Below are 23,890 nucleotides of genomic sequence, written 5' to 3'. Positions count from 1 at the left end.
CGCAACGTTCGGCACTCCATATTCTTGCTAAGTCGTCCATGTTACAATAAGTGGATATCGCCGCAAACTCGGAGGGACGCATAAGATGACTGACATATGGATCGGCAACGAACGCCTGACGCAACAAATTTCTTTCCTCGTGGAAATCGATAAGCTCAAAACCGTGCTACGCAAGACGTTCATCATGGATCGGAGTCGGCACGAGAATACTGCCGAGCATAGCTGGCATGTATCGTTGATGGCCGTGCTGCTGCTGGAACACGCGAACGAGCCTTCGCTTGATCTTCACCGTATCATTCGGATGCTGCTCTTGCACGACCTGGTCGAGATCGATGCCGGAGATACGTTCGCGTACGATACGGTAGGCTATCAAGATAAGGAGGAGCGGGAAAATGCGGCCGCAGAACGTTTGTTCGGCATACTGCCCGAAGACCAACGGGACGAATGGATGACGTTATGGCGCGAGTTCGAGGATGGAGAGACTCCCGAAGCCAAGTATGCCGCAGCCCTCGATAGACTTCAACCGGTCATCCATAATCACTACACCGGTGGCGTAAGCTGGAAGAACAACGGCATCGTCCGTTCGCAGGTGCTGAAGCGATTGCAGCCCGTACGCGAGGCTTCGGAAACGCTGTGGAAATTCACTCAGGATATTTTGCAGAAATCGATCGACTTAGGTATTTTGCGGGATGACCCCGTATCGACTAAGGAGGAATGAGGTCTTATGCCTCGATTGTCAGGTCAGCGAATTATGCTTAGAGAATACCGGAACGATGATCTGCCATGGATTCGTCGCTGGGTTAACGATCCGGAGATCGTTTGCCATCTGTCCGATATTTTCCTCTATCCGCATCCGGAACAGTCGACCGAAGCGTTCTTGGACGCGATGCTGGAAGGAAGCTCCGATAGCAGGGGTTTCGTGATCGCGGATCCGGAGACGGAAGCGTATATCGGTCAAGTGAATCTTGATACCATCGATTGGAAAAATCGCGTCGGTACCGTAGGCATCGTGATCGGGTCGTTAGATCAGATGGGAATGGGTTACGGAACGGAGGCGATGAAGTTGCTAATACGGTTCGCTTTCCGCGAAATGAACTTGAACCGTCTGGAGTTGCAGGTATACGATTTTAACGAACGCGCGATCCGAAGTTACTTGAGCTGCGGGTTTATCGAAGAAGGACGTCTAAGGGAGCGCCAATACAAGAACGGCAAGTACTCGGATATCGTGCAGATGGGCATCCTGAAGTCGGATTGGAAAGCGGCCGGCGAACCATGATGCCCGAGCTCAGACCGATATCGCGCTCCGCGCTTCGAATCCGGGCGGGAAAATGGGCCTATACGACAAAACGTTATTTGGAATGGACGTTCGGCCGCATAAAGTTCGCCAAAAACAGGCAAGCCGCGTCTTTAAAGCACGAAATCGCATCTCATAGAACGCCGTTATTGCGTAAACTGGCCAATACGGACATGCAGTTGCAACATAATAAAATCATTAACCTTTCCGTTGCCGTTCCGCGTCTGGACGGCATCGTGCTAAGACCGGGAGAGACGCTCTCTTATTGGCGAATGATCGGTAATCCCACGCGTCGCAAGGGGTATGTCGATGGCATGGTCCTGTTCTGCGGACAGGTCCGCACGGGAGTCGGAGGCGGGTTGTGCCAGTTGTCCAATCTGATCTATTGGATGACGTTACATACGGAGCTTACCGTAACGGAGCGGCATCGCCATAGTTACGACGTGTTCCCGGATGCGAGCCGCACCCAACCCTTCGGAAGCGGCGCTACTTGCGCTTACAATTACAGAGATTTGCGCGTGACGAACGACACCACTTATACCTATCGTCTGCAGCTACGGCTGGACGGCGAATATTTGCACGGCAGCTGGCAATGCGATCATCCGTCGCGCTACCGTTACGAGGTCAAAGAGAGGGATCACCGTATTACGTCCGAGCCCTGGGGCGGGTATGCGAGGCATAATCGGCTTTATCGCGACGTTTACGCTCTGAACGGCGAATGGATCAGAGAAGAGGAAATTACGGAAAATCACGCGCTCATGATGTATTCTCCGTTACTCCACGATTAGGTTCTTCCGGCGGTTTCTATCGGTCTATCAGTCTGCTATAATTCTCCTATTCTATCAAATATATTCTAGGAGAATTCATATGAACAAATGGGGAAAAACAGTTGCCGTCTTCGGTTTGTCCGCCATGCTCACAACAGGACCGTCCTTCGTTACAAGTACCGCGCAAGCCGCTGCCGTTACGAAGGAAATTCAAGTCGTTCTGGACGATATTCCGTTGAACTTAGGCGTTAAGCCCGTCGTAAAAGACAATTTTACGATGGTACCGTTTCGTTCATTGGCGCAGGCTTTGGGTATCGATGTATCGTGGGATAGCAAAACGAAGAGCGTTCGCGCGAAAGGATCCGTAAACGGCGCTAACCGCGAAGTCGTACTGCGATTAGGACAGAAGGTAGCCGAGGTGGACGGCAAGCCCGTAAAGCTAACGGCAGCGCCGCTCATCGTGAATGAACAAGTCCTCATTCCGCTCGGCTTCTTCGGTGCGCAATTCGGCGCCACTGTTTCATGGAACGGCGCTACGAGCACTGTTAAGATCGTGTCGGCGAGGTCGCAGATGCATCTTAGGGCATTTTACGCGCTCAAATCGTTCGCTCAGCGTTCAAGAATCGCTTCGATGGACTCCGTCGCTTTCGGATGGGCTCGAATCGACGAGAAAGGCGAGCTTACGCTTGAAGGCAAAGATTATTATTGGCCGGAAGCCGCCGGAGACGTCACGCCCGAATCGATCGTGAAGGATGCCGATGCGCAAGGAGCCAAGCCTTATCTGATGGTTTACTCCGTCGACGGCAAGAACGAGCTGACGACGATGTTAAGCGACGAGACGTTGCGTAGCCGATCAATAGAAAACATCGTCAGGATCGCGCAAGAAAACGGCTTCGGGGGCGTGTTGCTCGACTTCGAAGGGCTAGGCTTAAATCTGGACGCGGCTTCCCAGCAGAAGCTTCTGAACGATTACGCAACCGTTATCGCAAGCAAGCTGAAGGAAACGGGCATTAAGTTGAGCTTAGCCGTACCGCCTCCGAACGGCGCTTATAAGGGATATGATTACCGTACGCTTGCAACCGTGGCGGACGATCTCGTCGTGATGGCATACGATTATCAACCGCAAGGTCCGTCCGGACATACACCGGAGCCGAATGCCAAAGTCGAGGAAGCCGTCCAAATGCTGCTTAAAGCCGGAGTCGCCAAGAGCAAGCTTCTGCTAGGCATTAGTTTGTGGAGCGAAACGACGAACTCGGTCGACGATAAGCTGGGAATCGCAAAGAGGTACGGCTTAAAGGGCGCCGCCTTCTGGAGATTGACGTTCTATGGGGACGATTTCGCGAATGCCATCGACAAAACCGCGACGAGAATAGGGAGTAGCAATTAATGTCATTAACGATTTTCGAGCAGATATTGAGTCATTATTTCGCCGCGGAAGAGAAATGGACGATAACGGATGGCTTGTCCGGTTGGAACAACACGACTCGTTTCGTCGAGGCGGACGGACGGCGTTGGGTGCTTCGTATTTACGAGACGCACAAGGACATCGACAAAGTTCTTTTCGAGCATGAGATATTAATGGCTCTTAACGATGACGGGGGGATGAGCTTTCGCGTCCCCGAGCCTGCCAAGGCACGTGATGGAAGTACGGTCGTCAAGCTGACTGACGGCTCCGATCGCTTGGCTTGTTTGTTTTCTTATATCGAGGGTAAGCGTCCCGAGGAACACGACGCGAGCATCGCTTACGCCTTCGGCATCGCAACAGGACAATTAAGCAAGGCGTTGCAAGGCGTGGAGACGAAGAGGGATCCGATGTATCCTCCGTATTACGAGATGGACTCGGCGCACCCGCTCTGCACGCCCGATAATGTCGCAAAATTCAGTAACGAACCGCCGGAGGAATTCGAGGAACTCGCCGAGGCATTAGGAGCCGTCCATGAAGCGATTCGGAATATCCGCGAGACGTTGCCGCGATTTCGTCTGCTTCCGCATCAGCTTATTCACGGGGACATCAATCATTCCAATGCGCTTGTTTCGGGTACTAACGAGAACCGAATTGCGGCGATACTCGACTTCGAGTTTTGCACGCGCGATCTCAGGGTTATGGAAGTTGCCGTCATCGTCTCCGGATTATTGAATAATAGCGGGAACGAGAACAAACATGCGAACAGTCTGGAAAAGTTCCTTATCGGCGTCGGAGAGCAAATCAGCTTTAACCGCGAGGAGGTAGAAGCGATTCCGCTACTCGTCGAATTGCGAATGCTCGACGTATTCCTGCATTTTCTTGGCCGATATTGGGACGGCGTGGACGGACCCGAAGTCGTTCGCGAACAAACGCTATCCGCCTACGAAGGATTGAAAAAGCTGAACGGCCGGAAAGATGAGCTATTAAGCTTAGGCATTCGGTATTTATCTAGCTAGGAAGGCGGCTGAACGATTGTCCTTCGTCCCGATCCTACTCGTAGTACTATCCGGATTATCCCATGCGACCTGGAACCTTTTTACGAAGCGCAGTTTGAACAAACACGCGTTTCTCTGGTTCTGCCAGTGGACGGCGATCCTTATCTTCCTCCCGATCATGCTGTACCAATCTGATTCGTTTCCGGGCGTTTCCCCAGTAGGTTGGTTAACTATCGGTCTGAGCATGCTCCTGCACGGTTTGTACGTGGTTGTACTCGCTCAAGCTTACGTGTTCGGGGATATGTCCAAGGTGTATCCGATTATGCGAGGGACAAGTCCGCTGCTCGTTCCCTTGCTGAGCGTGCTTATTCTGAAAGAGGCGCTTCCCCTAATCGGGTGGCTGGGAATATTGCTCATCGTCGGCGGGATCGCCATGGGCGGGGAGAAGGGTACAAGGTTAACGTTAGCCAACTGGGGAGACAAGACTGTACTGCTCGCCATGACGGTAGGAATACTGATTACCTCGTACACAGTAGTCGATAGGCTCGCGTTGGATTATATTCCCGCAACAATCCTCAATTGGTTATCCAACGTCGGCAATCTCATAGCTTTGACCTACCTGGCGCTTGGTTCAGGCCAATTAAAGCGGGAGTGGAGCATGAACTGGCGAACGATCCTGCTTGGAGGCATACTTGCTCCGGGAGGATATATCCTATTCTTAATCGCTCTAAAGTTCATGCCCGTGTCGCAGTTAGCGCCGATGCGCGAGATCGGAACCGTATTCGGAACCGTCATGGCCATCTTCATTCTGAGAGAACGACAGGCAAGCGGAAGAATCGCGGCTGCCGTCCTCATTACGGCAGGCATCGTTCTATTATCCCAGGCCGGATAAGCCATTAATTCGCATGATGGCTCTATTTCGCGTTGATAGGCAAGCCGGAACGAGGTAAGATAGGAAGGTGGCATGAACCGGAGGAGGGACTCGCATGGAGAGTCGGTACGAACGCTTCCTAATCTCTAACGACAAGATTCTCATCGATAGCGTCGTCGTGTTAAGCTACTTGGCTAACGAATTAGCAATGTGAACAGAAATGGGTGAACGTAGTGTCTGAATTGATAGTGTTTAAGGGGTCAAATAGCAACAAGGATTACAACGTCGGATTCGCAACGCTAAACGAGATTTCCGATATCGCGGAATGGGATCAAGCTTTATCCTCCGCTCAGATTCTATGGAAGCTTCAACACAACGAGATCATTATCGCGCGCAAAGACGAGCGAATCGTCGGTTTTATTCGGTTAGAGTATTTGTGGTCCAAGTATCCGTATATCGGATTAATTCGGGTCGAACGGGATCGGCAACGCCAAGGCGTCGGCAAACAGCTGCTTGCCTTCGCGGAAAACCACCTCGCTTCCCGCGGCCTGAACAGACTGTATAGTTCTTCGCAGGTCGATGAAGCCGAACCTCAACAATGGCATCGGCATGTCGGGTTCAAGGAATGCGGAATCATTAATGGCATTAACGATGGAATCGGTGAGATCCTGTTCGTGAAGGAACTCACGTTGGAATAGCTCGCCCGAACGGATGAAGAAAACAGCGCCACCCGCCTCGGGATGAGGGGTCGGGTGGCGCTGTTTTTGCGCCGATGACCGGCATAATTTTTTTGTTCGCTCACCGAGCATTTCAGCTCGCAGGATTACATGGCTTGCGCTTGCTGCGATACTACGATGGAGCGGGATTTGAGGTAAGAATAAGCGCTGGCTATCGCTAAGATCGATAAGAACGCCAAACCCCAGTAAATGTTGCTATAAGCCTGCGAGAGGGAAAGCTGCTTCTGCCAGCCTAAAGCGCTGGCAGACATCGCGACACCGAACGCGCCGCTGAAAAATTGCAGCAGTTGGAATAGCCCGAGGCCCGATCCGATCTGAGCAGGCTTTAGGATTCGCGACATTTCATTGGAGATGCTGCTCGTCAAGAATGTAAAACCGACGCTTAGCAGCATGTAAATGAACAGAATCGCTACATATCCGGATTTCTCCAACAAGGCGAACAAGGCAACGGCGGCAAGCACGAGTAAAGGAGCGTACCGAATAATCCGTCCATTTCCGCTAACGTCGATGATTTTGCCGACTTGGCGAGAGATAAGCATCGACAGAAGAGATCCCGGGAAAATGACGAGTCCTGCCTCTATGGACGTAAGTCCGTATTGACCTACTAGGATTTGCGGCATTAGGAACAGCGTCGCGAAGCTGCACAGGTAAGCGACGATACCTACGGCGCCTAGAGACAAATACGAACGATTGCGAAATAACGCAGGCAATACGAACGGCTCCCTAGCCGTACGGATTCGAAGGATGAACAACCCGATCGACAGTAACCCGACCGCTAACGCGATCCAGGAATGATTCGTGAGGAACAATAGCAAACCCGTCGTTCCGACGCCAATGAACAGAGCGCCTAAGGCGTCAAATGATCCGCGGCTAGGTTTTTCTTTCGGAATAAAGATGACGAAGAAAGGAACGAGCAGTAGCGTTATTACCGTGACGAGGAACAGATCATGCCAACCCAAGTATTCGACGATGGCGCCGCCGGCGACCGGGCCAAGCCCCAGACCAAGGGAAACGGCCGACATGACGGTCGCCATCGCTTTGCCGCGACGTTGGACGGGAATATAGCGAGAGATAAGCACTAACGACAGCGCCGGGATCGAACCGGCTCCCGAAGCTTGCACGATACGCGCTACCAACAGCATCAGGTAGCTATCGCTGAAATATCCCGCGATAGCGGCAAAGCTTAAGCTGAATATCCCGATAAGCAGAAGTCTACGAATGGGAATGAAGTCCGATAAGCGGCTAAAAGTGATGGATGAAATCGCGAATACGATGGAGTACCCCGTGACGATCCACGAGGTGGAAGTAGGAGATAACCCATAATCTCGCGACACGTCGGGCAACGCCAAATTAAACATCATCGTATTCATGATGACAAGGACGACGGTTAAACCCAGCAATCCGGTTACGAGCCCCTCGCGCATGGCAGAACTGTCGACTCCGTCAGACGATTCTGATACAATTGGTTTTGACATTGGAATCCCTCACTCTTTTTCTATTGTTCGATTGTCATCGAATATTAGAAATATAGCATGGGATCCGATATCATGCAATGACTACATTTTCTAAATTTAACTCTCAACGTTCCAATAAGGGGGGCGTAACTTGAAATACCTTCATCATCCCGACCGGGAAGAGATCCAGCTTTCGTCCGTGCTTTATGCGTTAAGCGATCCTGTTCGCTTATTCATCATCTCTGAAATTCAACGATCGGGCGAGCGCTCATGCGGAGAAATCGACGTTCCCGTCGTGAAATCCACGTTGTCGCACCATTCTCGAACATTGCGCGAAGCGGGCGTCGTTCACGTGCGCGTGCATGGAACGCAGCGTTTGTTATCGCTTCGTACGGAAGATTTGGAATACCGATTCCCGGGTTTGCTCGGGTCAATACTAGAAGCTTATGAACGCACGGGAGAAAAGATACAATGACGCGAACGATCATGATTAGTGATATACACGGCTGTGTCGAGCCGCTAAATCGACTGTTAGACCAAATTCGTTACGATTCCGCGAACGATCAACTGATCTTGCTAGGGGATTACGTAGACAGGGGACCGCATAGCAAAGAGACCGTAGACCGAGTCATGGACCTGGTCCTCAATCATCGCGCGATCGCCTTGCGGGGCAATCACGATCAGAGAATGGTAGATCTCATCCGAACGGAAGATCCGGACATTCAGCATCGCTTCCTCGAGCATGGCGGGCGCCAGACTCTGGCAAGCTATTGCGATTCTGATGATCTTAATTTCGATGCGGAACGTTTCGAGCAGGCGAAAGCGCATATTAACGCCAAATTCGCTCATCATATCGCCTTTCTGGACAAGCTGCCTTATTACTACGAGGGCGATTTCCTCATTTGCGTACATGCCGGACTTAATCCGCGGTTTGCGGATTGGAGAAAACAACCGAAGCGGGACTTTATGTATATCAAGAACGATTTCATCCGAAATAAAACCCGGGCCAACAAGAAAGTGGTTTTCGGGCATACGAGGGCAATGGAGCTACACGATTCGGCGGAAGTATGGTTCCAAGAAGACAAGATCGGAATCGACGGCGGCTGCGCATACGGGCAACAACTGAATGCACTCGTTTTCGAAGACGAAAACTTCACTTTCACGACCTATAAGGCGCTTGCTAACGGACGAGACTAGCGAATTAACGGTCCTTTTTACTTAAATCAATCGTTATGATTCGGTCGTTCGCCGTATAAAATCTTATGGTGACCCATACGCCATATTCTAATGTGCCATTTCGTAGCCAAAGCTTGAACTTCTCTTCGGCAATGTCGGCCGACACTTGCGTACGTCCTACATGCCAATAGTCAATGATCGCCCCCGGATACTTCGCCTTGGTTCGATCCATGGCGACTTTTCCCCATTGGGCGTATTCCGGCGGCTGCGCATGCGTTCGAGCGTTACCTAATAACGCGAACAGCATCGCGACAAGGGTCAGTCGTGGAAAGAGGGACAATTTCATTACACCTCGTCTTATGCTTAGTTCTCTGGTCGGAACCCCCTCGGAGAGGAGGAGGAATGGCTTGGAAACGTTCGGAAGAGGCTGCCTTTATCTTATTGTCGGCTTCATTGTCTTAATGCTATTCGTCATCATGACGCAAAGCACGATTCATCTTCCGTGGTTCATTCTCATTCCGATCATCGTCTTCGTATTCTGGCTAGCCAGAACGAAAAGCAAAAAGTGAGGAGCCTCGGCTCCTCACTTTTTTTGATTTTCGACTAGGAAATTATCGGGGGTGGATCATTTGTTCGGGGCGAACGATTTGGTCGAACTGCTGTTCCGTCAGCAATCCGCTCTCCAAGGCCGCTTGCTTCAAGGTTTGCCCTTTGATATGTGCGGCTTTCGCGATCAGAGCCGCGTTCTCATAGCCGATGTGGGGATTCAAAGCCGTGACGAGCATGAGAGAGCGCTGCACGTGCTCTTGGATAACGGCCAAGTTGGCTTCAATGCCAATTGCGCAATTATCGTTCCATGAATGAATCGCATCCGCTAGCAGCTCGGTCGACTGCAGGAAGTTAAATATGATGACCGGCTTGAACACGTTCAATTCGAAGTTCCCTTGACTTGCCGCGAACCCGATCGTCACGTCATTACCCATGACTTGAGCCACGACCATCGTTAATGCTTCGGATTGGGTGGGGTTAACCTTGCCCGGCATAATCGAACTGCCCGGTTCGTTAGCGGGAATCGTAATTTCGCCGATTCCGCTTCGAGGGCCACTGGCTAGCCAACGAACATCGTTGGCTATTTTCATGAGATCGGCGGCAAGTGCCTTCATGGCGCCATGGACGTGTACGAGTTCGTCGTGACTCGTAAGCGCGTGGAATTTGTTGTCGGCGGATACGAAACGTTTGCCGCTTAGCTCGCCGATCTTCTCCGCGACTTTGGCACCGAAGAGGGGATGGGCATTAATGCCCGTGCCGACGGCCGTTCCCCCGATGGCAAGTTCCCGGAGATGCTCCGCGCTCTCCCGGATCATTTTCTCTGATTTGTCCAACATGCGAACCCAGCCGCTGATTTCCTGACCCAAAGTGAGCGGGGTAGCGTCCTGAAGATGGGTCCGGCCGATCTTAATCACTTCGGCGAATTGCTCGCTCTTCTGCTGAAGCGTCTCCTTTAGGACGCCGATAGCAGGCAGTAATCGATCTTCTACCGCGATCAGGGAAGCTACGTGCATCGCGGTCGGGAACGTATCGTTCGAACTTTGCGACTTGTTTACGTCATCGTTCGGATGAACGCGTTCGCTATCGGCCGCATCGGACAGAAGCTGATTCGCGCGATTGGCGATGACTTCATTGACGTTCATGTTCGATTGCGTGCCGCTACCGGTCTGCCAAACCGCAAGAGGGAAGTGGCCGTCCCATCGTCCCTCGATGATCTCGTCCGCGGCGATAACTATCGCATCCGACTTCGGTTTGCTAAGCTTACCTAGATCCAAATTGACGATCGCGGCGCTTTTTTTGAGCAGGGCGAATACGCGGATGAGCGCAAGCGGCATTTTCTCCGTGCCGATCTTGAAGTTGGACAAGCTTCGCTGCGTTTGCGCTCCCCACATTTTGTCGGCGGGAACCCGTACCTCGCCGAGCGAATCCTTCTCGATACGATATTCCATCGCTGCACCTCGTAATCGCATATTTGTCTTAAACTTCACGCCCTAGAAGTAGCATCTATTTTCTATACTCAAAATAAACATCGGTTCGGTAAATAAAACATATTGTGTTAACATAATTAATATTTTGTTAAGTTAATATTATGAACAATTCGGACTTCCATGGATATCCATATGAAAGCTATAATAGAATCATGTTTCGTAATCTCCTAATTCGAAGGAGCAGCGCATGAGCATCGATATCGAATTCCCCTCTAGCGTCTATCACGGCACGTTGGATATATACTATGAATCGTTTAAGAATCGGATTCTGAACAAGAATTATTGGAAACAGGGTAGGGATTTCGGACAAGGCTTCTATACAACGATCTCGATCGAACAGGCCAAGAACTGGGCGAGGTCTATGCAAGATAAGCTGAACATGGGCCGACCTTGCGTACTTGAGATCGAGCTCTCGCCCGAGCGTTTGATCTTTCAGCCGAATTATCGAATCTTTGCCGGCATTTCCCCTACATGGGGTAAATATATTTATGAACACCGGACGATTCCCGAGTACGGGAATGACCCTTGCGAGTCTCACGCGCAGATCATAATAGGGCCGATGGCGGACGCGGATACTGGAAAAATCGTGCAGGATGGATTAAGATTAAAGAAAGACAACGTCTGGTTTCTGGATAAAATCACGAGGAATCACGCCAATCGGCGGTTGGACGGACTGGAGCTAGGCAATCAAATCGCTTTCAGCGACGAGGAGCTCGCTCCGATGCTTCGCCTTACCGGTGCATATGTCTATCAAGGGAAGAGGTGGCGATCGTATGGCGCAGAAGAAACGCTTGAATAGCTACGAGAAAGCGATCGTGGAGCAGCTTCAGCTCTTGTACGGCTACGCTCCGGCAGCGGCTAAGTTAATCGTCGAGGAATACCGTGCGGTCATCGGGCTTATCGGAGGGTACCCGATGGCAGCGGATTACGCGGAATACTTCCACATCGCGACGCAGGCGGGACGAACGGGCAAAGAATGGACGAACGCCATTCAGAAGCGCAGAGAAGAAGCCGCGGCTTTGGCTCTTTAAGCTAGGGGCGGCTTTTAAGGCCGGCGAAACACAACTCGACTACTGAACACCATTCAACCTATAGCAACCTGCAAAAACTGCAGTCAATTTCTCCAGAATCGGGTTTTGGAGCTTAATAACCTGTAAATACTGCAGGCAAATCATTCATTTTCGCGTGTTTTCTCAAATTCGATCGAATTAGCCTGTAGCAAATGCAGGTGCTCATTCAATAGTCATTCTATAAAGCTAAACTGCCTGTAGTAAATGCAGGTATACCGATAAACGAGAAGTAAAAAGAGGATTTCCCCCTAAGGTCTTGGTAGACTTGGGAGGAGATCCTCTTCTTATGATGCGCGAAACATGGATAAGAATTAGTCTTCCTTGCGCTTGTCGATCGCTTCGGCCATCGTCTTGTCGGTGAGATGCGCGTAGATTTGCGTTGTCTCAGGTGAGGCGTGACCTAGTTGCTCCTGCGTTTTGTAGAGGTCGTTGCTTAAGTAATAATCGGTCGCGAAGGAATGGCGAAGCTTATGTACGGAAAGGTATGGCTTGCCGAACCTCTTGGCGTATTTGATGACCATCTCTTGGATTGCCCGCTTGGTCATGCGCGAGCCTTCCTTCTTGCCGTTCGCGATCGCGAGGAACATCGCTTTCTCTCGTTTGGGAGCTTTGTATCTCGATTCGCGAAGGGCCAGGTACTGCTCGAGGTCGGCGATCGCATCGTTACGGAAATAAACGGGCGTCTTGAACGTGTCGTCGTTTTTCCCTTTGCGGAAGACGTACACGAGCTTTTTCTTGAAATCGAGGTCGTCCATGTTCAAGTTCACGAGCTCGGATACCCGAAGCCCGGAATTCAGAATGAGGCTGACGATGCAGCAGTCCCGAATACGGTTCAAGTCATGCGCATAGATCGCTTGTTTGTTTTTCGCGACGTCATGGGCATAATCTTGTTTAATGTAGTTAATAAATTCGATGATTTCTTGTTCCTGAAGGAGCTTCCCTTCAAGCTTGGCGGCCGTATCCTTCGGTTTCTGCGTGCGTTTGACCGATACTTTGGCCATTACGTTACGCTTGAGCAAGGGATAGAACTCCTCGTCCTCCGCGATCTGGCTTAAGTAATGAAATAAGGAGCGGAGGGAAGAGAGCTTACGCGAAATCGTCGTTCTCGTATTGGCATGATCTCGCTTGGTAGCCAAGAACATCCTGAAGTTATCTACGCTGTCCATGTGCAACCGTTCCAAGTCGAGTAATGGAATCGCCGTTATTTTGTCCGCGGACGTCAAGCCTTCCGCCATCAGCCAGGAGAGAAATACCTCGTAATCCCTGACGTATTCGAGCAGGGAGGACGGAGAGAGGTCCGGCAGCTTATAATTGATGAATTTCTCGATATACCAAGGCATGCCCGGAACCCGTTTGTCCAGTTCAAGCCGGTCTTTGCGTTTCTGCAGGTTCATCTGCTCACCTCATTTGCTATATTGTAACTGTAAGCCTAGAAGAAGATTTATTCAAGTCTGGGGACGAAGGCAATAAACGAATCGGAATGTGTTGTTTTGTTGTCAATAGGAGTAATTCATTTCGTTCGGAACAAGGAGTTTGATACAATAGAGAATGAGTTTTAACTATATTTCCAAGCAATAATAACATAACTATAATTATGTAAACATGGTGGGAATGACAAAATGATTAACGTAGTTAACAATGAGTCGATCGAACAAGAAGCTCACGCGTATATTCGATTGTTTAGCGCGGAAACGGGGCTTTCCGAAAAGAATTGTGATCACCGCATTAAGGAAGTTACGATGCTGCTGCATGATACCGGTACCTATACGCACACTGCGGAGGAGCTTATCTTCGGCGCGCGAGTAGCCTGGCGCAACAATAGCCGATGCATCGGAAGACTTTTCTGGGAATCGCTTGAAGTGATCGATCGCAGACATCTAAGCTCTGAAGAGGAAGTCTTCGCCGCACTGCTCGAACATATCGACTTTGCGACGAACGACGGTCGGATCAGGTCTACGATTACCGTGTTCCGGGCGCAAGAAGCCGGTGCCGGCGACATTCGGATTTGGAACCATCAATTGATTCGTTATGCCGGATATGCGACGGAAGAAGGAACCATCGGCGATCCGGCTTCGATCGCGTTCACGGAACAATGCCAACGACTTGGCTGGACGGGGAGAGGCACGAAGTATGACGTGTTGCCGTTAGTCGTTCAAATCGGGGACCAAGAACCGAAATGGTTCGATATTCCCGAAAAATTCGTGAAGGAAGTTCAACTAATCCATCCGGATTCAGCAAGCTTCGACGAACTGCGATTGAAATGGTACGGCGTCCCGATGATCTCGGATATGGCGCTCGAGATCGGAGGCATTCGCTATACGGCGGCTCCTTTTAACGGATGGTACATGGGAACGGAGATCGGGTCTCGCAACTTGGCCGACGTGGATCGTTACGACGAACTGCCAGCGATTGCCGATGCGTTTGGCTTAGATCGCTCTACGAATACGAGCTTATGGAAAGATCGGGCACTGCTAGAGCTGAACACGGCCGTCATCCATTCCTTCAAGGCGAACGGCGTCAGCATCGTGGATCACCATACGGCTGCAGAGCAGTTCATGCGTTTCAAGAAAAGGGAGGAAGCGAACGGGCGAGAAGTCAACGCGCGATGGTCGTGGTTGATCCCACCCATGTCTCCTGCGGCTACGCCGATTTGGAATCAAAGCGATTTGACGGAGAAGAACGTTAGTCCCGATTATGTATCCCAGGCCCGCCCCTATTAGCTCATAAAAGGAGAGTTCAAGATGGCCATTGCGCAAGTCACGATCGTACCGCTGGGAACGGGAACGCCAAGCGTAGGAGAATACGTTGCCGCCGTACATCAAGTGCTGATGGATGCCGGAGAACGAGTCAAATTCCAGTTAACGCCGATGAGCACGATTATCGAAGGAGAACTCGACGACGTGCTCGCGATCGTTCGGAAGATGCATGAAGTTCCGTTCCAGAATGGGGCTCAGAGGGTATCCACCTCGATTACGATCGACGATCGTAGGGACAAGAAAGGCACGATGGAGCAGAAGCTTCGGTCCGTCGAACAAAAATTGAAGCAATAAGCAGTAGCCGGAAAAGAGACGAAATAGGTTCATACTCCGAAAAAGTGAGGTAACAATATCATGCAAACTATGTTCCGATATAATTGGATTATCAGAGAGCAATGGTATAAATGGTGCGAAGATGTACCCTACGAGGAATTGATTCGCCGCCGCACGGGCGGGGTTGGCGGCATCCTGCATACGTTATTTCACGTCGTAGACGTGGAATGGAGCTGGATTCGCATTATTCAAGGGAAGACCGACTTTCAGGAGAGTTTCGATAATTACAATACCATTGAGAAAATCAGACAATTAGATCGTGTTTTTCGACCGGAGGTCGAAGAATTCGTGAACGCATGGAACGAAAGCTTGGAAGCCCGTCCGTTTGTCGACGTTCGTCCGGATGGTCGGATTGAAACCTTTGCGTGGGGGGAAGTCGCGCGCCACGTGAGCGCCCATCATATTCATCACATGGGTCAATTATCCGTATGGGCGCGAGAAATCGGCAAACAACCCGTTTCCGCGAATCTGATTGGAAAAGGACTCATTAGAATAGATAATTAACTCCATTAAATAATTCTTCATTCATTGTTTACATAACTTATATTACGTAAACATTATTCATATTCATTTTAACGGAAAGAGTGGGAACATGGATTTCGTATTTGATTTGGACGGAACGATTTGTTACAAAGGAAGGCCGGTAACGGAGAAATTATTGAAGGCATTGGATTCACTTCAATCAAATGGCCATCGTGTCATTGTTGCCTCGGCAAGACCGATTCGAGACATCCTGCCCGTTATGGACGAGAGATTCCATGGTCACACCCTGATCGGCGGCAATGGATCGCTGATATCCAGTAACGGCAAGTTGATATTTTCCGAACCCTTTTCAGACCATCAAAGATCAACAATTACCCGACTTCTACACGAATACGAAGCCACTTATTTAATCGATGGAGAATGGGATTACTCCTATACGGGCGCACAGGAGCATCCCATTCTGAAAAATGTGGATCCGGCTAAATTAGCGAAAATGATTCCTTTGGATGCGCATGAATCGGTTGTTAAGGTATTAATCCTGACAGCGAGCAACATGGAAAAATTGTCCGAAGAAATAGCTGCTGTAAATGTAGAGGTTCATAACCATGCGAACGAAAACGTTCTCGATATCAGTCCTAATGAAGTTCATAAATGGAATGCTTTACGTAAGTTAGACATCGAGAAGGGGAGTTACATCGCATTCGGTAATGATGCGAACGACGTCTCGATGTTCATGAACGCGAAGCATTCCGTAATGATCGGATTTCATGATGAGCTCGCGAAGTTCGCTTCTGAAACGATTCCGAATGACGAGAGCATCGAGGATCGAATCGTCGATAAACTAAATGAACTTTCGGCCATGTATCGTGGATTGAGCCGAGCATTAACTTGAGCTTCGGCCATTAACTTCCGAATTGCATAAATTTGTAAATAAACGAGTTTACACAAGATTCATGAAATCATCATGGACTGAACTTATATTTATATTCAAGTGATTGATATTTAAATAATAAAAATCGAAAATAGCGGTAACGAATTGAATTATATCGATGATGAAAATGATTCGATTGAGGATTTGGTGAGCTGAACGTCTGATAGACAAAAATTAATTTAATCTTATCGGCCGGCGTTTGAAATGTGTGCGTAGAACAAAATGCTGTACCGAGAGTTCGTTATTGTCATCATCAATCGAATGCAATCGGAGATTCATTATAATAAAGAACAATGTAATTAATGAACAAGAAGAGAAAATACATGAACGTAAGTGACTTGTGTGTAATAACGCAAAATGTTTGATGGTTGATTAAACAAGTGCCAGCACGATAGTTCTCGTATTTCTTTATACTACTACTTCACAAAACCCGTATTTTATACATATGTAATTTGGGAACTCTTTGCGCAGCCTAGTAACGGCTAAATCCGTGACTAGGCTTTTTTGGTACTTTCGCCCTCACTTGTACCATTCGCACTGGAGGTTCAGTTTTCATGGATCAGCGTGAACTCCTTCGTAACGAGCTCAGAGCCATTATTACGGCGGCTAAACGCTTTGTCGAATACATGCGTGACCGGAACGCGCACATCCATGACATTTGCGATCAATTGATGAATCTGCGCCATACTTAATCCTTCCTTAGTAATTTTCAAGCCAAACCGGTGCTTAAAACCGGTCATTGTGAAATGAAATGTTTTACCCGATTCGTCATTAATTATTGCCTTTTCAGCAAATCGATCCAAGTAACGCAGCATTGAGAGCTGTAGGATTTGATTACCTACCCCCTTCTTACCTTGATTTCTTCGTGATACAAAATATCCGATAAAAGTCGGCATTTGGAATCCTTATTCATATCGTGGATATATGTCCGTAGTAATTGAACTCAACAAGTAAAACACAGATTCTTTCCCGTGATTATCCTTGAAGATCGGAATCGGTACACAAAAAGGAGACCGCTTTCTCCACCCCCTTCATCTGTAGCCAAATTAGTTACAACCTGTTAACACAGAATAAGCTTTTAACCCTGTACCGTATATTTTATTTAGCATATATTACTTCTGCAACACAATTGGAGGTTGATCGTGTGAAAAAGGTAAAATATAAAATGGGTAAATTGGGAAAGTACTATTTCATGAAGAAATATAAAATGATAAGCACATTCTTGCCAGACACACGAGAAGCAACTTTATCTAACATTAAAATAATGCTGAGATTGTATGGATCAGTATACTTAAAACCTGATGAAGGAACAGGCGGTCGTGGAATATATAAAATAACCAGGGGAAAAAATAACTTTATTTTACACATCGGATCGAATGCACATAATTTTAACTCATTAAATGAATTATTTGCTTCGGTTAAAAGGAATCTTATTAGGGATAAATATATTGTTCAAAAAGGAATTCTAATGTTAAAACACAATAATCGTCCTTTCGATATCAGAGTTATGGTACAAAAGAATGGAAAAGGAATATTAGATGTGACAGGGATTATTGGAAGGCAAGCGAAGCGTAATAAAATAGTAACAAATTTTCATTCTGGAGGAACTCCATTACCCGTAAATATCTTGCTCAAACCACATTTGAATGACGTATCAAGGAAACAGTACATTCAAAAAGTTGAGAAACTAGGGAAAGATGCATGCACTGTCCTTGGCAAAAGTTATAATAGTAAACGAGCATTCGGAGTTGATATCGCAATTGATCATAAAATGAATCCTTGGATCTTGGAGATTAATACACAGCCTGATATGAGCATATTTAACACTTTGGAAAATAAAACGATGTACAAAAGAATTCTAAGATACTCAAAATCAAAGTGATGAAACGAACCGCCATGCAATTCCCACAATTTTATGGGCGATCGATTAATCGTTAGTGACAAAATGAATTAGAAAACTCAAAAAAGCCCGCGAAGCGCGGACTTTTTCGGACTTCTACATGTGATGACTCTTTACACTTGTTGGGCTTGTCCTTTAAACGACGTGACGTCCCAGGATGAATCGGTTTTTGAAGTAACCGCTATCTAAGCTTTTGATATTTACGCCAACGCCAGGTTGATTGTTAATAAACTTGCCGTCGCCGATATAGATGCCAACATGCGAAATTTTTCCTGGAGTTCCGATACTAAACATAACCAGGTCGCCGACACGCAGGTCGGACTTCGATTTAACGAGCGTGCCAATTTGGGCTTGGGCTCTAGAACCCCAAGGAATGGAAATACCACTATTTTTGAATACCAATTGGGTAAACGCAGAACAGTCAAGAATAAGCTTTTGTGTGTCACGTACGCCGAATTTATAATGTACTTTACCAATATAGGAAATTGCATTGTCGACGATTTTTTGTTCAACCGATGTAACTGAGACGGTTTGCGTCGGTGCCGCGTGAGTTGTTTGAGCGGTTGCTGCAAACGCTTCTGTTCTTGAGAAGTTTATTGAAATGAACGACAATGCAGCTAAAGAAGCAATAAACCATTTTTTCATGATTGCGCACTTCCTTTCGAGGACTTTGGGATCGATCAATCACAAAACCGATTGTATCACGGTTTTTTATCCCAGCTTGTCCCAATGAGAAAAGAAATGCCCAAATAGCCAGCCTATTCACCTAATTATGAAAAAACAACAAAGAATTTATCATTTTCTGAGAGTAAAACAAATTCGCTAATCCTCTCTGCCCATTAACGCAATAATGGCTGTTCCGTAGTAGCCGTTAAAGCATCCGTACACTGCTCCACATCCTTTAAGTATTCCCAAGGGAATTAATATAACCTGCCGTTTGTAAAAAAAGCCGCCTTTCGGCAACCTGTTGTCATTGAACTATCCTGCCCAATCGTGACAAAAGTAGTCTCGAACCGGATCCGTAGTCTCCGGCGCAAATTATTACGGGTTTACCGCAAAAATATTGGGACACCCAATGGATGTCCCAATTCACTTGCTTATGAGCCTAATTCAGGTCTTTATTTCAATCAGAGGGTTGTAATTTAAAGCAACTTAATCAGCGCTTCTAGCTCATCCACTAATCCTTTTGCAAGTTCAAAATCAGTATTCTTTAAAGCCAATTCTATTTTCATTTCAACTGATTTTTTTCTTTGTTCCTTTTCTAAATAGTCTTTATCAAAATGACTAGCATAAATCATCTGTCTAAATTTTCGGATACTCATCTTTCTAATCGTCTTATCGTCAATGATTAATACATAATCCATACCATTTACAACAGAATAGAAATCATGAGATATCATGAGAATCGCACCTTTATAGTCTTCAATGGCTTTTTCCAGCGCGATTTGTGTATAGGTGTCTAAATGACTTGTCGGTTCATCAAGAAGCAATACGTTTGCTTTACTGGCAGAAACTTTAGCCAATTGAAGCATATTTTTTTCTCCACCAGATAAAGATTCTATCTTTTGATTAACGATTTCTCCTTCAAAGCCATAGTTTGAAATATACGATCTAACCTCATCATAAGTGTTAAACCCAGCATCGATGAATTCTTCTAATATTGTATTCGAATCCTTTAGCATTTCACCTTGACTCTGAGATAAGTAAGCCACTTTAACATCAGCATTTATTTCAATTGAATCATGATTATTGTTAAAGATATCTCTGAGTAAAGTCGTTTTCCCGGTACCGTTTGGACCAATAATAGCCACTTTATCCGTAGATTTTATCTCAAAGTTAACATTGTCTAAAAGCAACTGATCAAAGGCAACACTATAATTACTGACATGTATAACAGTGGTATCTTCAATTTCATTATCCATACCGAAACTGATCGTCGGCTGCTTAATATCAACAAATGGCGCTTTAATTCTACGTGCTTCCAATCTCTCTTGAAAACTAACTCTAGCTTTTAACGCTCTACCTCTAGCGGCATCTGCATTAAAAGTTGCAATCGCTCTTAGATGATCTATGACTTTCTCGTTTCTCTCAATTTCTTCTTTCTCGGCGACTGCGAGTTCTTGTAACTCAATTTTAGTCTGTAGTAATGAGAAATTATAATCCATATATCGCCCATCAAACTCTTGGATCTCCGTGTTTTCAAGGTGTAAGATTTTATTGAAACAATGATTCAATAGATATCGGTTGTGCGTAACAACTAGCAGTATTCCTTTGTGAGCATTAATAAGATTTTTAAGCGCATTTAGGTTTTCAAAGTCTAAAAATACATCTGGTTCGTCCATTATCATTAAGTCTGGGCTATTAAGCATTTCCTTCATCACTTGAATGAGTTTGAATTCCCCACCACTCAGGTCGGATACCCTAAGATCTTTTAGCTTCATGAGGTTTGCTTGATTTAGTTTCTTATTAATGTTGCTTTCAAAATCTTCCCCACCGATTGAATCAAATGCGTCTAAAGCTAATTGATACTTTTCGAGTAACGGCTCAATATCCGATGATGTTTCCATTTCAGTACAAATAGATTGTATTTCATCTTGTATCTTAATAAATTCATCTCCGATATATTCAAAAACGGTTGTTTCTTTAGTTCTGTCAAATTGCGAGAATTGACTTACATACCCAATTTTGAAAGTCGGGTCCATTTCTAACTTGCCCTCGAACATATATCTTTCTGAATCCATCAGTATATCTATCAGTGTACTTTTACCACTGCCACTTGTTCCAATAAAAGCGCAATGTTGTGCCTCTTCTAACGTAAATGAAATGTTTGTATATAGTTCTTTTTGCGGAAATGAGAAGGATAAGTTTTCAACTTTTATCATAGTGTTACCTTTCTTATAACTGAAATGGTGACTATTACTAGATGCACTGCAGAACATACATTTTAAGTTTACCGTTGTTAGAGTAACACTGTTTACAACCAACTACAATCTATTTGCGTATTCCATACCTTGGGGATCAAAGTTTGATTTTTTGCATACTTGATTCGAGTAATACAATAAAAACTTGACGTTACTTGTGATACGGTTCACCGTAATGTATCTAAGCACAAAGAACGGTTTGACCACAAAATATACATCAGTATATAAAGACAAAACCACTCCTGACAATGGAGTGGTTTCTTTGAATAGAACATCTCGTTTATTACACTATCGTCTCCCGTTAGAATTCCTGTGAAACGAATAATTTGGTCTTTGCAAAAAAACGAGCGCCTCGGTACGATGGGGTTGCGCACTGTGGCTTAGCAGTCCGCCTGAGGCACATACGCAATTTACGCGGACTTTAATCGACTATGTTCTTGTCACCCGACAGCCGCACTAATTAGCCGGCAGCCGTCGTGTATGTTGAGCAATAGTTCCCCGTTAGTGATCGTGCAACAGAGTTTAATCGATATTATGCAGGTATTGCAGGAGCCTCTTTAGCATGAGCGCCGCCTGCGCCCGCGTCGCATATTCCGTCGGCGCGAAGCGTCCGTCTTCCATCCCCTTCACGATGCCAACTTCCGATACACGGGCTACCGCCGCTTTCGCCCAGGAAGAAATGGAGTCGCGATCAGTGAACGCAGCCAACGGATTGTCCGCTCGCCCATCGCCACCGGTTACATGGCCGGAGAAGGTTAAGGCCCTACCGACAATCACGGCCATTTGCTCGCGGGTGATCAGGTCGTTGGGCGCAAAACGATCCGCACCGATGCCGGTCGCCAGTCTGTTCGCCACCGCCGAATTGACCGCTGGTGCATACCATGCAGATGCAAGGACATCCGCGTAAGGGGAACTGTCCTCGTCCGCCTTCACGGACAGCCCCAGCCCTCGAACGAGCAAGGCCAAAAATTCCGCCCGCGTAATGATACCATCGGGCGCGAAACGGTCGGCTGTAACGCCGTTCACCAACAGCTTGGACGCTAAATGCTCCACATCCGCCTTCGCCCAGTGTCCGGTTAAGTCGGCGAAGGTTCGGGCCTTCACGTCTACGACCGTGTAGAGGCTGTTATGCGGCACATTCAGAATTGCTTCCGTTGATCCGTCAGGTCTAGTGTCCAGTCGCGCGGGAACATAAACGACTGTTCCGGTCGCCGGATCATACTGCACGGCAACCAGGTTGCGGTTCGCCGCCTCCCCGTCCAGTTTGATCGTCCGAATCATATACGTTCCCCCGAAATCTTGCACCTCCGACGTTTGCCCGTTCGCTTCCGCCGTTACCTTGAATTCGATGACGCCACCGAATACGGTAAATCCTTGGGAGATGCCGATCCGTTCGATCTCATGTCGAATATCTTCGCCGGCCTGCTCCTGAATGATGCTGACGGTCAAATCCGATGCTTCCGCATGGAGCCGTTCCGCCAAACCGGCCAGGTCGAGCGCACTTATTCGCAATTGGTAGCTGGATCTGTTCAGCTTCGCCTCAATGATCGCATTCGGGTAAGCTTTGGCCATCTCCGCGATCCAAGCAGCCGGAAGCCGTGTTTGCACGGCATGCTCCCGATCTTTTAACTCAATCTCAATCGTGACATGCGGTTCCTTCGCCTCTCTCAGAAGCTCCAGCACTCGCTCCCGCATCCGTTCGGAGAGGATGACCTGTTCGATCACCGTGCCGTCAGGACGTGTGACTTGTTCGATGTCGGACGAATCAACAAGTGCGGTAATCCCGCCTTCCGGATTCATCGTCACGGTGGAATTCGATGCCACCGGTCGATCACCGCCAACCGACGAAGACGGTGTTGAGATACCGGTAACGGCAAACACCTTCACCGCTTCATTGCCTGCCTCGTCTCGGGCATATACGGTATAATCGCCGTTCGCAGAGACACTGAATCGATGCTCAGACAAAATATCGGTTCCGCCTGTTCCGTTGGTGAAATCAGCAGCGTTGAAAATGCCCTTCAGCCATCGGAGCGCCGTCAGTGCATTGCTAGCCGATTCACCGTACACGCTTGTCGCCGCTCTGATCACTTGCCGCGTCGATCCGTCAGGCTCCACAGTCAGCGTAACATCGGGCGGTATCGCCACTATGTAGATTCCGCTCGTATTCGGCGTCCCGTACGCCAGCGAAGCGGCTCCGCCGGAGGCGCGTACGATGCTGGCGCCGTCCGGAAGCTCCAACGCGGCTGCCACTTCGATGCCATCCACATCCGCAATTCCGGCTGGAACTTCGTATTCGAAGGTCAGCTCCGTCAATGCCAAGTTACGTTTTCCCGTATATTTGGCATACACCTTCCGAGTGTTAGAGCCAGTTCCAACCGTGAGCGAAATGACCGGCGTCCCGGCAACGATTACTTCGTATCCATAGCGTACCTTAAAGAGAAGAATATTGTTCGGGCCGTACAACTTATTGGCCGGTGCCATTAGCACTAACCTTACCCAAGCGGCTTCGAATGAATCCATCGCCGCTTCCAGATCGGCGACGGCATCATCCAACTGAGCCTGAGTTTGGTTCAGCGCATCGTCGGCGATTGCCTGCGCGGCGCTGATCGCTGCCTGCAAAGCGCCGCGATCGCTCGCCGACGCTTGTCCTACGCCTAAACCTTCGGGATGGCCCGCTAGCGTCTGGGTCGCATCCACCAACAAATGTTCCAGATCCGTCGCGTCCCCGGCCTGGATAATCACGGCTTCGAATGTCGCCGTC

Annotated in this window: 25 protein-coding genes; 17 read left to right on the top strand and 8 right to left on the bottom strand. The window is 48.0% G+C overall.

Going from position 1 to position 23,890, the window contains the following annotated elements; genetic code table 11:
• Positions 1–85 precede the first annotated feature (85 nt).
• From D7Z26_RS02240 to D7Z26_RS02210, 7 genes are all read left to right on the top strand, one after another.
• Positions 86–718, top strand: coding sequence for an HD domain-containing protein (locus tag D7Z26_RS02240; protein WP_199731643.1), 633 nt, complete (start codon positions 86–88; stop codon positions 716–718).
• A 6-nt stretch (positions 719–724) separates the two neighbouring features.
• On the top strand, positions 725–1,276 hold the full coding sequence (locus tag D7Z26_RS02235; RefSeq protein ID WP_120974406.1) for a GNAT family N-acetyltransferase: 552 nt from the start codon (positions 725–727) through the stop codon (positions 1,274–1,276).
• Entirely contained in the window at positions 1,276–2,082 is an 807-nt protein-coding gene (locus tag D7Z26_RS02230) for a VanW family protein (RefSeq protein WP_233566563.1), read from the top strand. Before D7Z26_RS02235 ends, D7Z26_RS02230 begins: the two co-directional genes overlap by 1 nt.
• A 79-nt stretch (positions 2,083–2,161) precedes the next feature.
• The gene (locus tag D7Z26_RS02225; protein ID WP_120974402.1) at positions 2,162–3,448 is read left to right on the top strand and encodes a stalk domain-containing protein; all 1,287 of its coding nucleotides are present in this window, start codon (positions 2,162–2,164) and stop codon (positions 3,446–3,448) included.
• Positions 3,448–4,482 carry a phosphotransferase gene (locus tag D7Z26_RS02220; RefSeq protein WP_120974401.1) on the top strand — a complete coding sequence of 345 codons (1,035 nt, stop codon included), beginning with the start codon at positions 3,448–3,450 and terminating at the stop codon, positions 4,480–4,482. Before D7Z26_RS02225 ends, D7Z26_RS02220 begins: the two co-directional genes overlap by 1 nt.
• Before the next feature lie 16 nt (positions 4,483–4,498).
• Complete coding sequence (locus D7Z26_RS02215) at positions 4,499–5,353, top strand: EamA family transporter (protein WP_120974399.1); 855 nt, start codon at positions 4,499–4,501, stop codon at positions 5,351–5,353.
• Between the two features lie 212 nt (positions 5,354–5,565).
• Entirely contained in the window at positions 5,566–6,030 is a 465-nt protein-coding gene (locus tag D7Z26_RS02210) for a GNAT family N-acetyltransferase (protein WP_158602158.1), read from the top strand.
• A 125-nt stretch (positions 6,031–6,155) separates the two neighbouring features.
• Here D7Z26_RS02210 and D7Z26_RS02205 read toward each other — a convergent pair whose 3' ends face one another.
• Positions 6,156–7,544: an MFS transporter gene (locus D7Z26_RS02205; protein WP_120974395.1), complete on the bottom strand. Its 1,389-nt coding sequence runs from the start codon at positions 7,542–7,544 to the stop codon at positions 6,156–6,158.
• Between the two features lie 130 nt (positions 7,545–7,674).
• Between D7Z26_RS02205 and D7Z26_RS02200 the strand changes: the two genes are divergently transcribed.
• Positions 7,675–7,998, top strand: coding sequence for an ArsR/SmtB family transcription factor (locus D7Z26_RS02200; protein WP_120974393.1), 324 nt, complete (start codon positions 7,675–7,677; stop codon positions 7,996–7,998).
• Positions 7,995–8,720 (top strand): metallophosphoesterase family protein, encoded by a 726-nt coding sequence (locus D7Z26_RS02195; protein ID WP_120974391.1) that lies wholly within the window; start codon positions 7,995–7,997, stop codon positions 8,718–8,720. The genes D7Z26_RS02200 and D7Z26_RS02195 overlap by 4 nt, the downstream gene beginning before the upstream one ends.
• Positions 8,721–8,724: 4 nt before the next feature.
• Here D7Z26_RS02195 and D7Z26_RS02190 read toward each other — a convergent pair whose 3' ends face one another.
• Complete coding sequence (locus D7Z26_RS02190; protein ID WP_120974390.1) at positions 8,725–9,045, bottom strand: DUF3889 domain-containing protein; 321 nt, start codon at positions 9,043–9,045, stop codon at positions 8,725–8,727.
• A 61-nt stretch (positions 9,046–9,106) separates the two neighbouring features.
• On the opposite strand from D7Z26_RS02190, the gene D7Z26_RS27395 reads away from it, so the two are divergent.
• On the top strand, positions 9,107–9,268 hold the full coding sequence (locus tag D7Z26_RS27395) for a hypothetical protein (RefSeq protein ID WP_199731642.1): 162 nt from the start codon (positions 9,107–9,109) through the stop codon (positions 9,266–9,268).
• Positions 9,269–9,310: 42 nt separating this feature from the next.
• Here D7Z26_RS27395 and fumC read toward each other — a convergent pair whose 3' ends face one another.
• On the bottom strand, positions 9,311–10,696 hold the full coding sequence (gene fumC / locus D7Z26_RS02185) for a class II fumarate hydratase (RefSeq protein ID WP_120974388.1): 1,386 nt from the start codon (positions 10,694–10,696) through the stop codon (positions 9,311–9,313).
• A gap of 226 nt (positions 10,697–10,922) precedes the next feature.
• On the opposite strand from fumC, the gene D7Z26_RS02180 reads away from it, so the two are divergent.
• Positions 10,923–11,534, top strand: coding sequence for a DUF3990 domain-containing protein (locus D7Z26_RS02180; protein WP_120974385.1), 612 nt, complete (start codon positions 10,923–10,925; stop codon positions 11,532–11,534).
• Entirely contained in the window at positions 11,509–11,766 is a 258-nt protein-coding gene (locus D7Z26_RS02175; RefSeq protein WP_120974383.1) for a hypothetical protein, read from the top strand. The genes D7Z26_RS02180 and D7Z26_RS02175 overlap by 26 nt, the downstream gene beginning before the upstream one ends.
• Positions 11,767–12,116: 350 nt before the next feature.
• Here D7Z26_RS02175 and xerS read toward each other — a convergent pair whose 3' ends face one another.
• On the bottom strand, positions 12,117–13,199 hold the full coding sequence (gene xerS, locus D7Z26_RS02170) for a tyrosine recombinase XerS (protein WP_120974381.1): 1,083 nt from the start codon (positions 13,197–13,199) through the stop codon (positions 12,117–12,119).
• A 225-nt stretch (positions 13,200–13,424) separates the two neighbouring features.
• Here xerS and D7Z26_RS02165 point away from each other — a divergent pair, with 225 nt between their 5' ends.
• The 4 genes from D7Z26_RS02165 (at position 13,425) to D7Z26_RS02150 (ending at position 16,269) form a co-directional block, all read left to right on the top strand.
• A complete protein-coding gene (locus tag D7Z26_RS02165) occupies positions 13,425–14,525 on the top strand; it encodes a nitric oxide synthase oxygenase (RefSeq protein ID WP_120974379.1) in 1,101 nt (366 codons plus the stop codon).
• Positions 14,526–14,546: 21 nt separating this feature from the next.
• Positions 14,547–14,855: an MTH1187 family thiamine-binding protein gene (locus tag D7Z26_RS02160; RefSeq protein WP_120974377.1), complete on the top strand. Its 309-nt coding sequence runs from the start codon at positions 14,547–14,549 to the stop codon at positions 14,853–14,855.
• Positions 14,856–14,915: 60 nt separating this feature from the next.
• On the top strand, positions 14,916–15,398 hold the full coding sequence (locus tag D7Z26_RS02155; RefSeq protein ID WP_120974375.1) for a DinB family protein: 483 nt from the start codon (positions 14,916–14,918) through the stop codon (positions 15,396–15,398).
• An 88-nt stretch (positions 15,399–15,486) separates the two neighbouring features.
• Positions 15,487–16,269 (top strand): HAD-IIB family hydrolase, encoded by a 783-nt coding sequence (locus tag D7Z26_RS02150; RefSeq protein WP_120974374.1) that lies wholly within the window; start codon positions 15,487–15,489, stop codon positions 16,267–16,269.
• Positions 16,270–16,853: 584 nt separating this feature from the next.
• Here the strand turns inward: D7Z26_RS02150 and D7Z26_RS02145 are convergent.
• The gene (locus D7Z26_RS02145; RefSeq protein WP_120974372.1) at positions 16,854–17,204 is read right to left on the bottom strand and encodes a hypothetical protein; all 351 of its coding nucleotides are present in this window, start codon (positions 17,202–17,204) and stop codon (positions 16,854–16,856) included.
• A gap of 248 nt (positions 17,205–17,452) precedes the next feature.
• Between D7Z26_RS02145 and D7Z26_RS02140 the strand changes: the two genes are divergently transcribed.
• The gene (locus D7Z26_RS02140; RefSeq protein ID WP_233566562.1) at positions 17,453–18,190 is read left to right on the top strand and encodes a YheC/YheD family protein; all 738 of its coding nucleotides are present in this window, start codon (positions 17,453–17,455) and stop codon (positions 18,188–18,190) included.
• Positions 18,191–18,343: 153 nt separating this feature from the next.
• Here D7Z26_RS02140 and D7Z26_RS02135 read toward each other — a convergent pair whose 3' ends face one another.
• From D7Z26_RS02135 to D7Z26_RS02125, 3 genes are all read right to left on the bottom strand, one after another.
• Positions 18,344–18,853, bottom strand: a complete 510-nt coding sequence (locus D7Z26_RS02135; protein ID WP_120974370.1) for a C40 family peptidase — start codon at positions 18,851–18,853, stop codon at positions 18,344–18,346.
• 497 nt (positions 18,854–19,350) lie between these two features.
• Positions 19,351–21,090 carry an ABC-F family ATP-binding cassette domain-containing protein gene (locus D7Z26_RS02130; protein ID WP_120974368.1) on the bottom strand — a complete coding sequence of 580 codons (1,740 nt, stop codon included), beginning with the start codon at positions 21,088–21,090 and terminating at the stop codon, positions 19,351–19,353.
• 561 nt (positions 21,091–21,651) lie between these two features.
• The coding region (locus tag D7Z26_RS02125; RefSeq protein WP_147423817.1) for an S-layer homology domain-containing protein at positions 21,652–23,890 on the bottom strand (2,239 nt) is incomplete at its 5' end.

The organism is Cohnella endophytica, assembly GCF_003628305.1.
In the GTDB taxonomy this organism is placed as follows: domain Bacteria; phylum Bacillota; class Bacilli; order Paenibacillales; family Paenibacillaceae; genus Cohnella; species Cohnella endophytica.
The sequence above is the reverse complement of the archived record's forward strand: the minus strand, read 5'-3'. Positions and strand labels throughout refer to the sequence as shown.

Bases quoted from the DNA above. Each gene is read 5' to 3' on its own strand.
- D7Z26_RS02240 (WP_199731643.1), top strand. From the start codon at position 86: ATGACTGACATATGGATCGGCAACGAACGCCTGACGCAACAAATTTCT.
- D7Z26_RS02235 (WP_120974406.1), top strand. From the start codon at position 725: ATGCCTCGATTGTCAGGTCAGCGAATTATGCTTAGAGAATACCGGAAC.
- D7Z26_RS02230 (WP_233566563.1), top strand. From the start codon at position 1,276: ATGCCCGAGCTCAGACCGATATCGCGCTCCGCGCTTCGAATCCGGGCG.
- D7Z26_RS02225 (WP_120974402.1), top strand. From the start codon at position 2,162: ATGAACAAATGGGGAAAAACAGTTGCCGTCTTCGGTTTGTCCGCCATG.
- D7Z26_RS02220 (WP_120974401.1), top strand. From the start codon at position 3,448: ATGTCATTAACGATTTTCGAGCAGATATTGAGTCATTATTTCGCCGCG.
- D7Z26_RS02205 (WP_120974395.1), bottom strand. From the start codon at position 7,544: ATGTCAAAACCAATTGTATCAGAATCGTCTGACGGAGTCGACAGTTCT.
- D7Z26_RS02195 (WP_120974391.1), top strand. From the start codon at position 7,995: ATGACGCGAACGATCATGATTAGTGATATACACGGCTGTGTCGAGCCG.
- D7Z26_RS02190 (WP_120974390.1), bottom strand. From the start codon at position 9,045: ATGAAATTGTCCCTCTTTCCACGACTGACCCTTGTCGCGATGCTGTTC.
- fumC (WP_120974388.1), bottom strand. From the start codon at position 10,696: ATGGAATATCGTATCGAGAAGGATTCGCTCGGCGAGGTACGGGTTCCC.
- D7Z26_RS02180 (WP_120974385.1), top strand. From the start codon at position 10,923: ATGAGCATCGATATCGAATTCCCCTCTAGCGTCTATCACGGCACGTTG.
- D7Z26_RS02175 (WP_120974383.1), top strand. From the start codon at position 11,509: ATGGCGCAGAAGAAACGCTTGAATAGCTACGAGAAAGCGATCGTGGAG.
- xerS (WP_120974381.1), bottom strand. From the start codon at position 13,199: ATGAACCTGCAGAAACGCAAAGACCGGCTTGAACTGGACAAACGGGTT.
- D7Z26_RS02165 (WP_120974379.1), top strand. From the start codon at position 13,425: ATGATTAACGTAGTTAACAATGAGTCGATCGAACAAGAAGCTCACGCG.
- D7Z26_RS02160 (WP_120974377.1), top strand. From the start codon at position 14,547: ATGGCCATTGCGCAAGTCACGATCGTACCGCTGGGAACGGGAACGCCA.
- D7Z26_RS02155 (WP_120974375.1), top strand. From the start codon at position 14,916: ATGCAAACTATGTTCCGATATAATTGGATTATCAGAGAGCAATGGTAT.
- D7Z26_RS02150 (WP_120974374.1), top strand. From the start codon at position 15,487: ATGGATTTCGTATTTGATTTGGACGGAACGATTTGTTACAAAGGAAGG.
- D7Z26_RS02145 (WP_120974372.1), bottom strand. From the start codon at position 17,204: ATGCCGACTTTTATCGGATATTTTGTATCACGAAGAAATCAAGGTAAG.
- D7Z26_RS02135 (WP_120974370.1), bottom strand. From the start codon at position 18,853: ATGAAAAAATGGTTTATTGCTTCTTTAGCTGCATTGTCGTTCATTTCA.
- D7Z26_RS02130 (WP_120974368.1), bottom strand. From the start codon at position 21,090: ATGATAAAAGTTGAAAACTTATCCTTCTCATTTCCGCAAAAAGAACTA.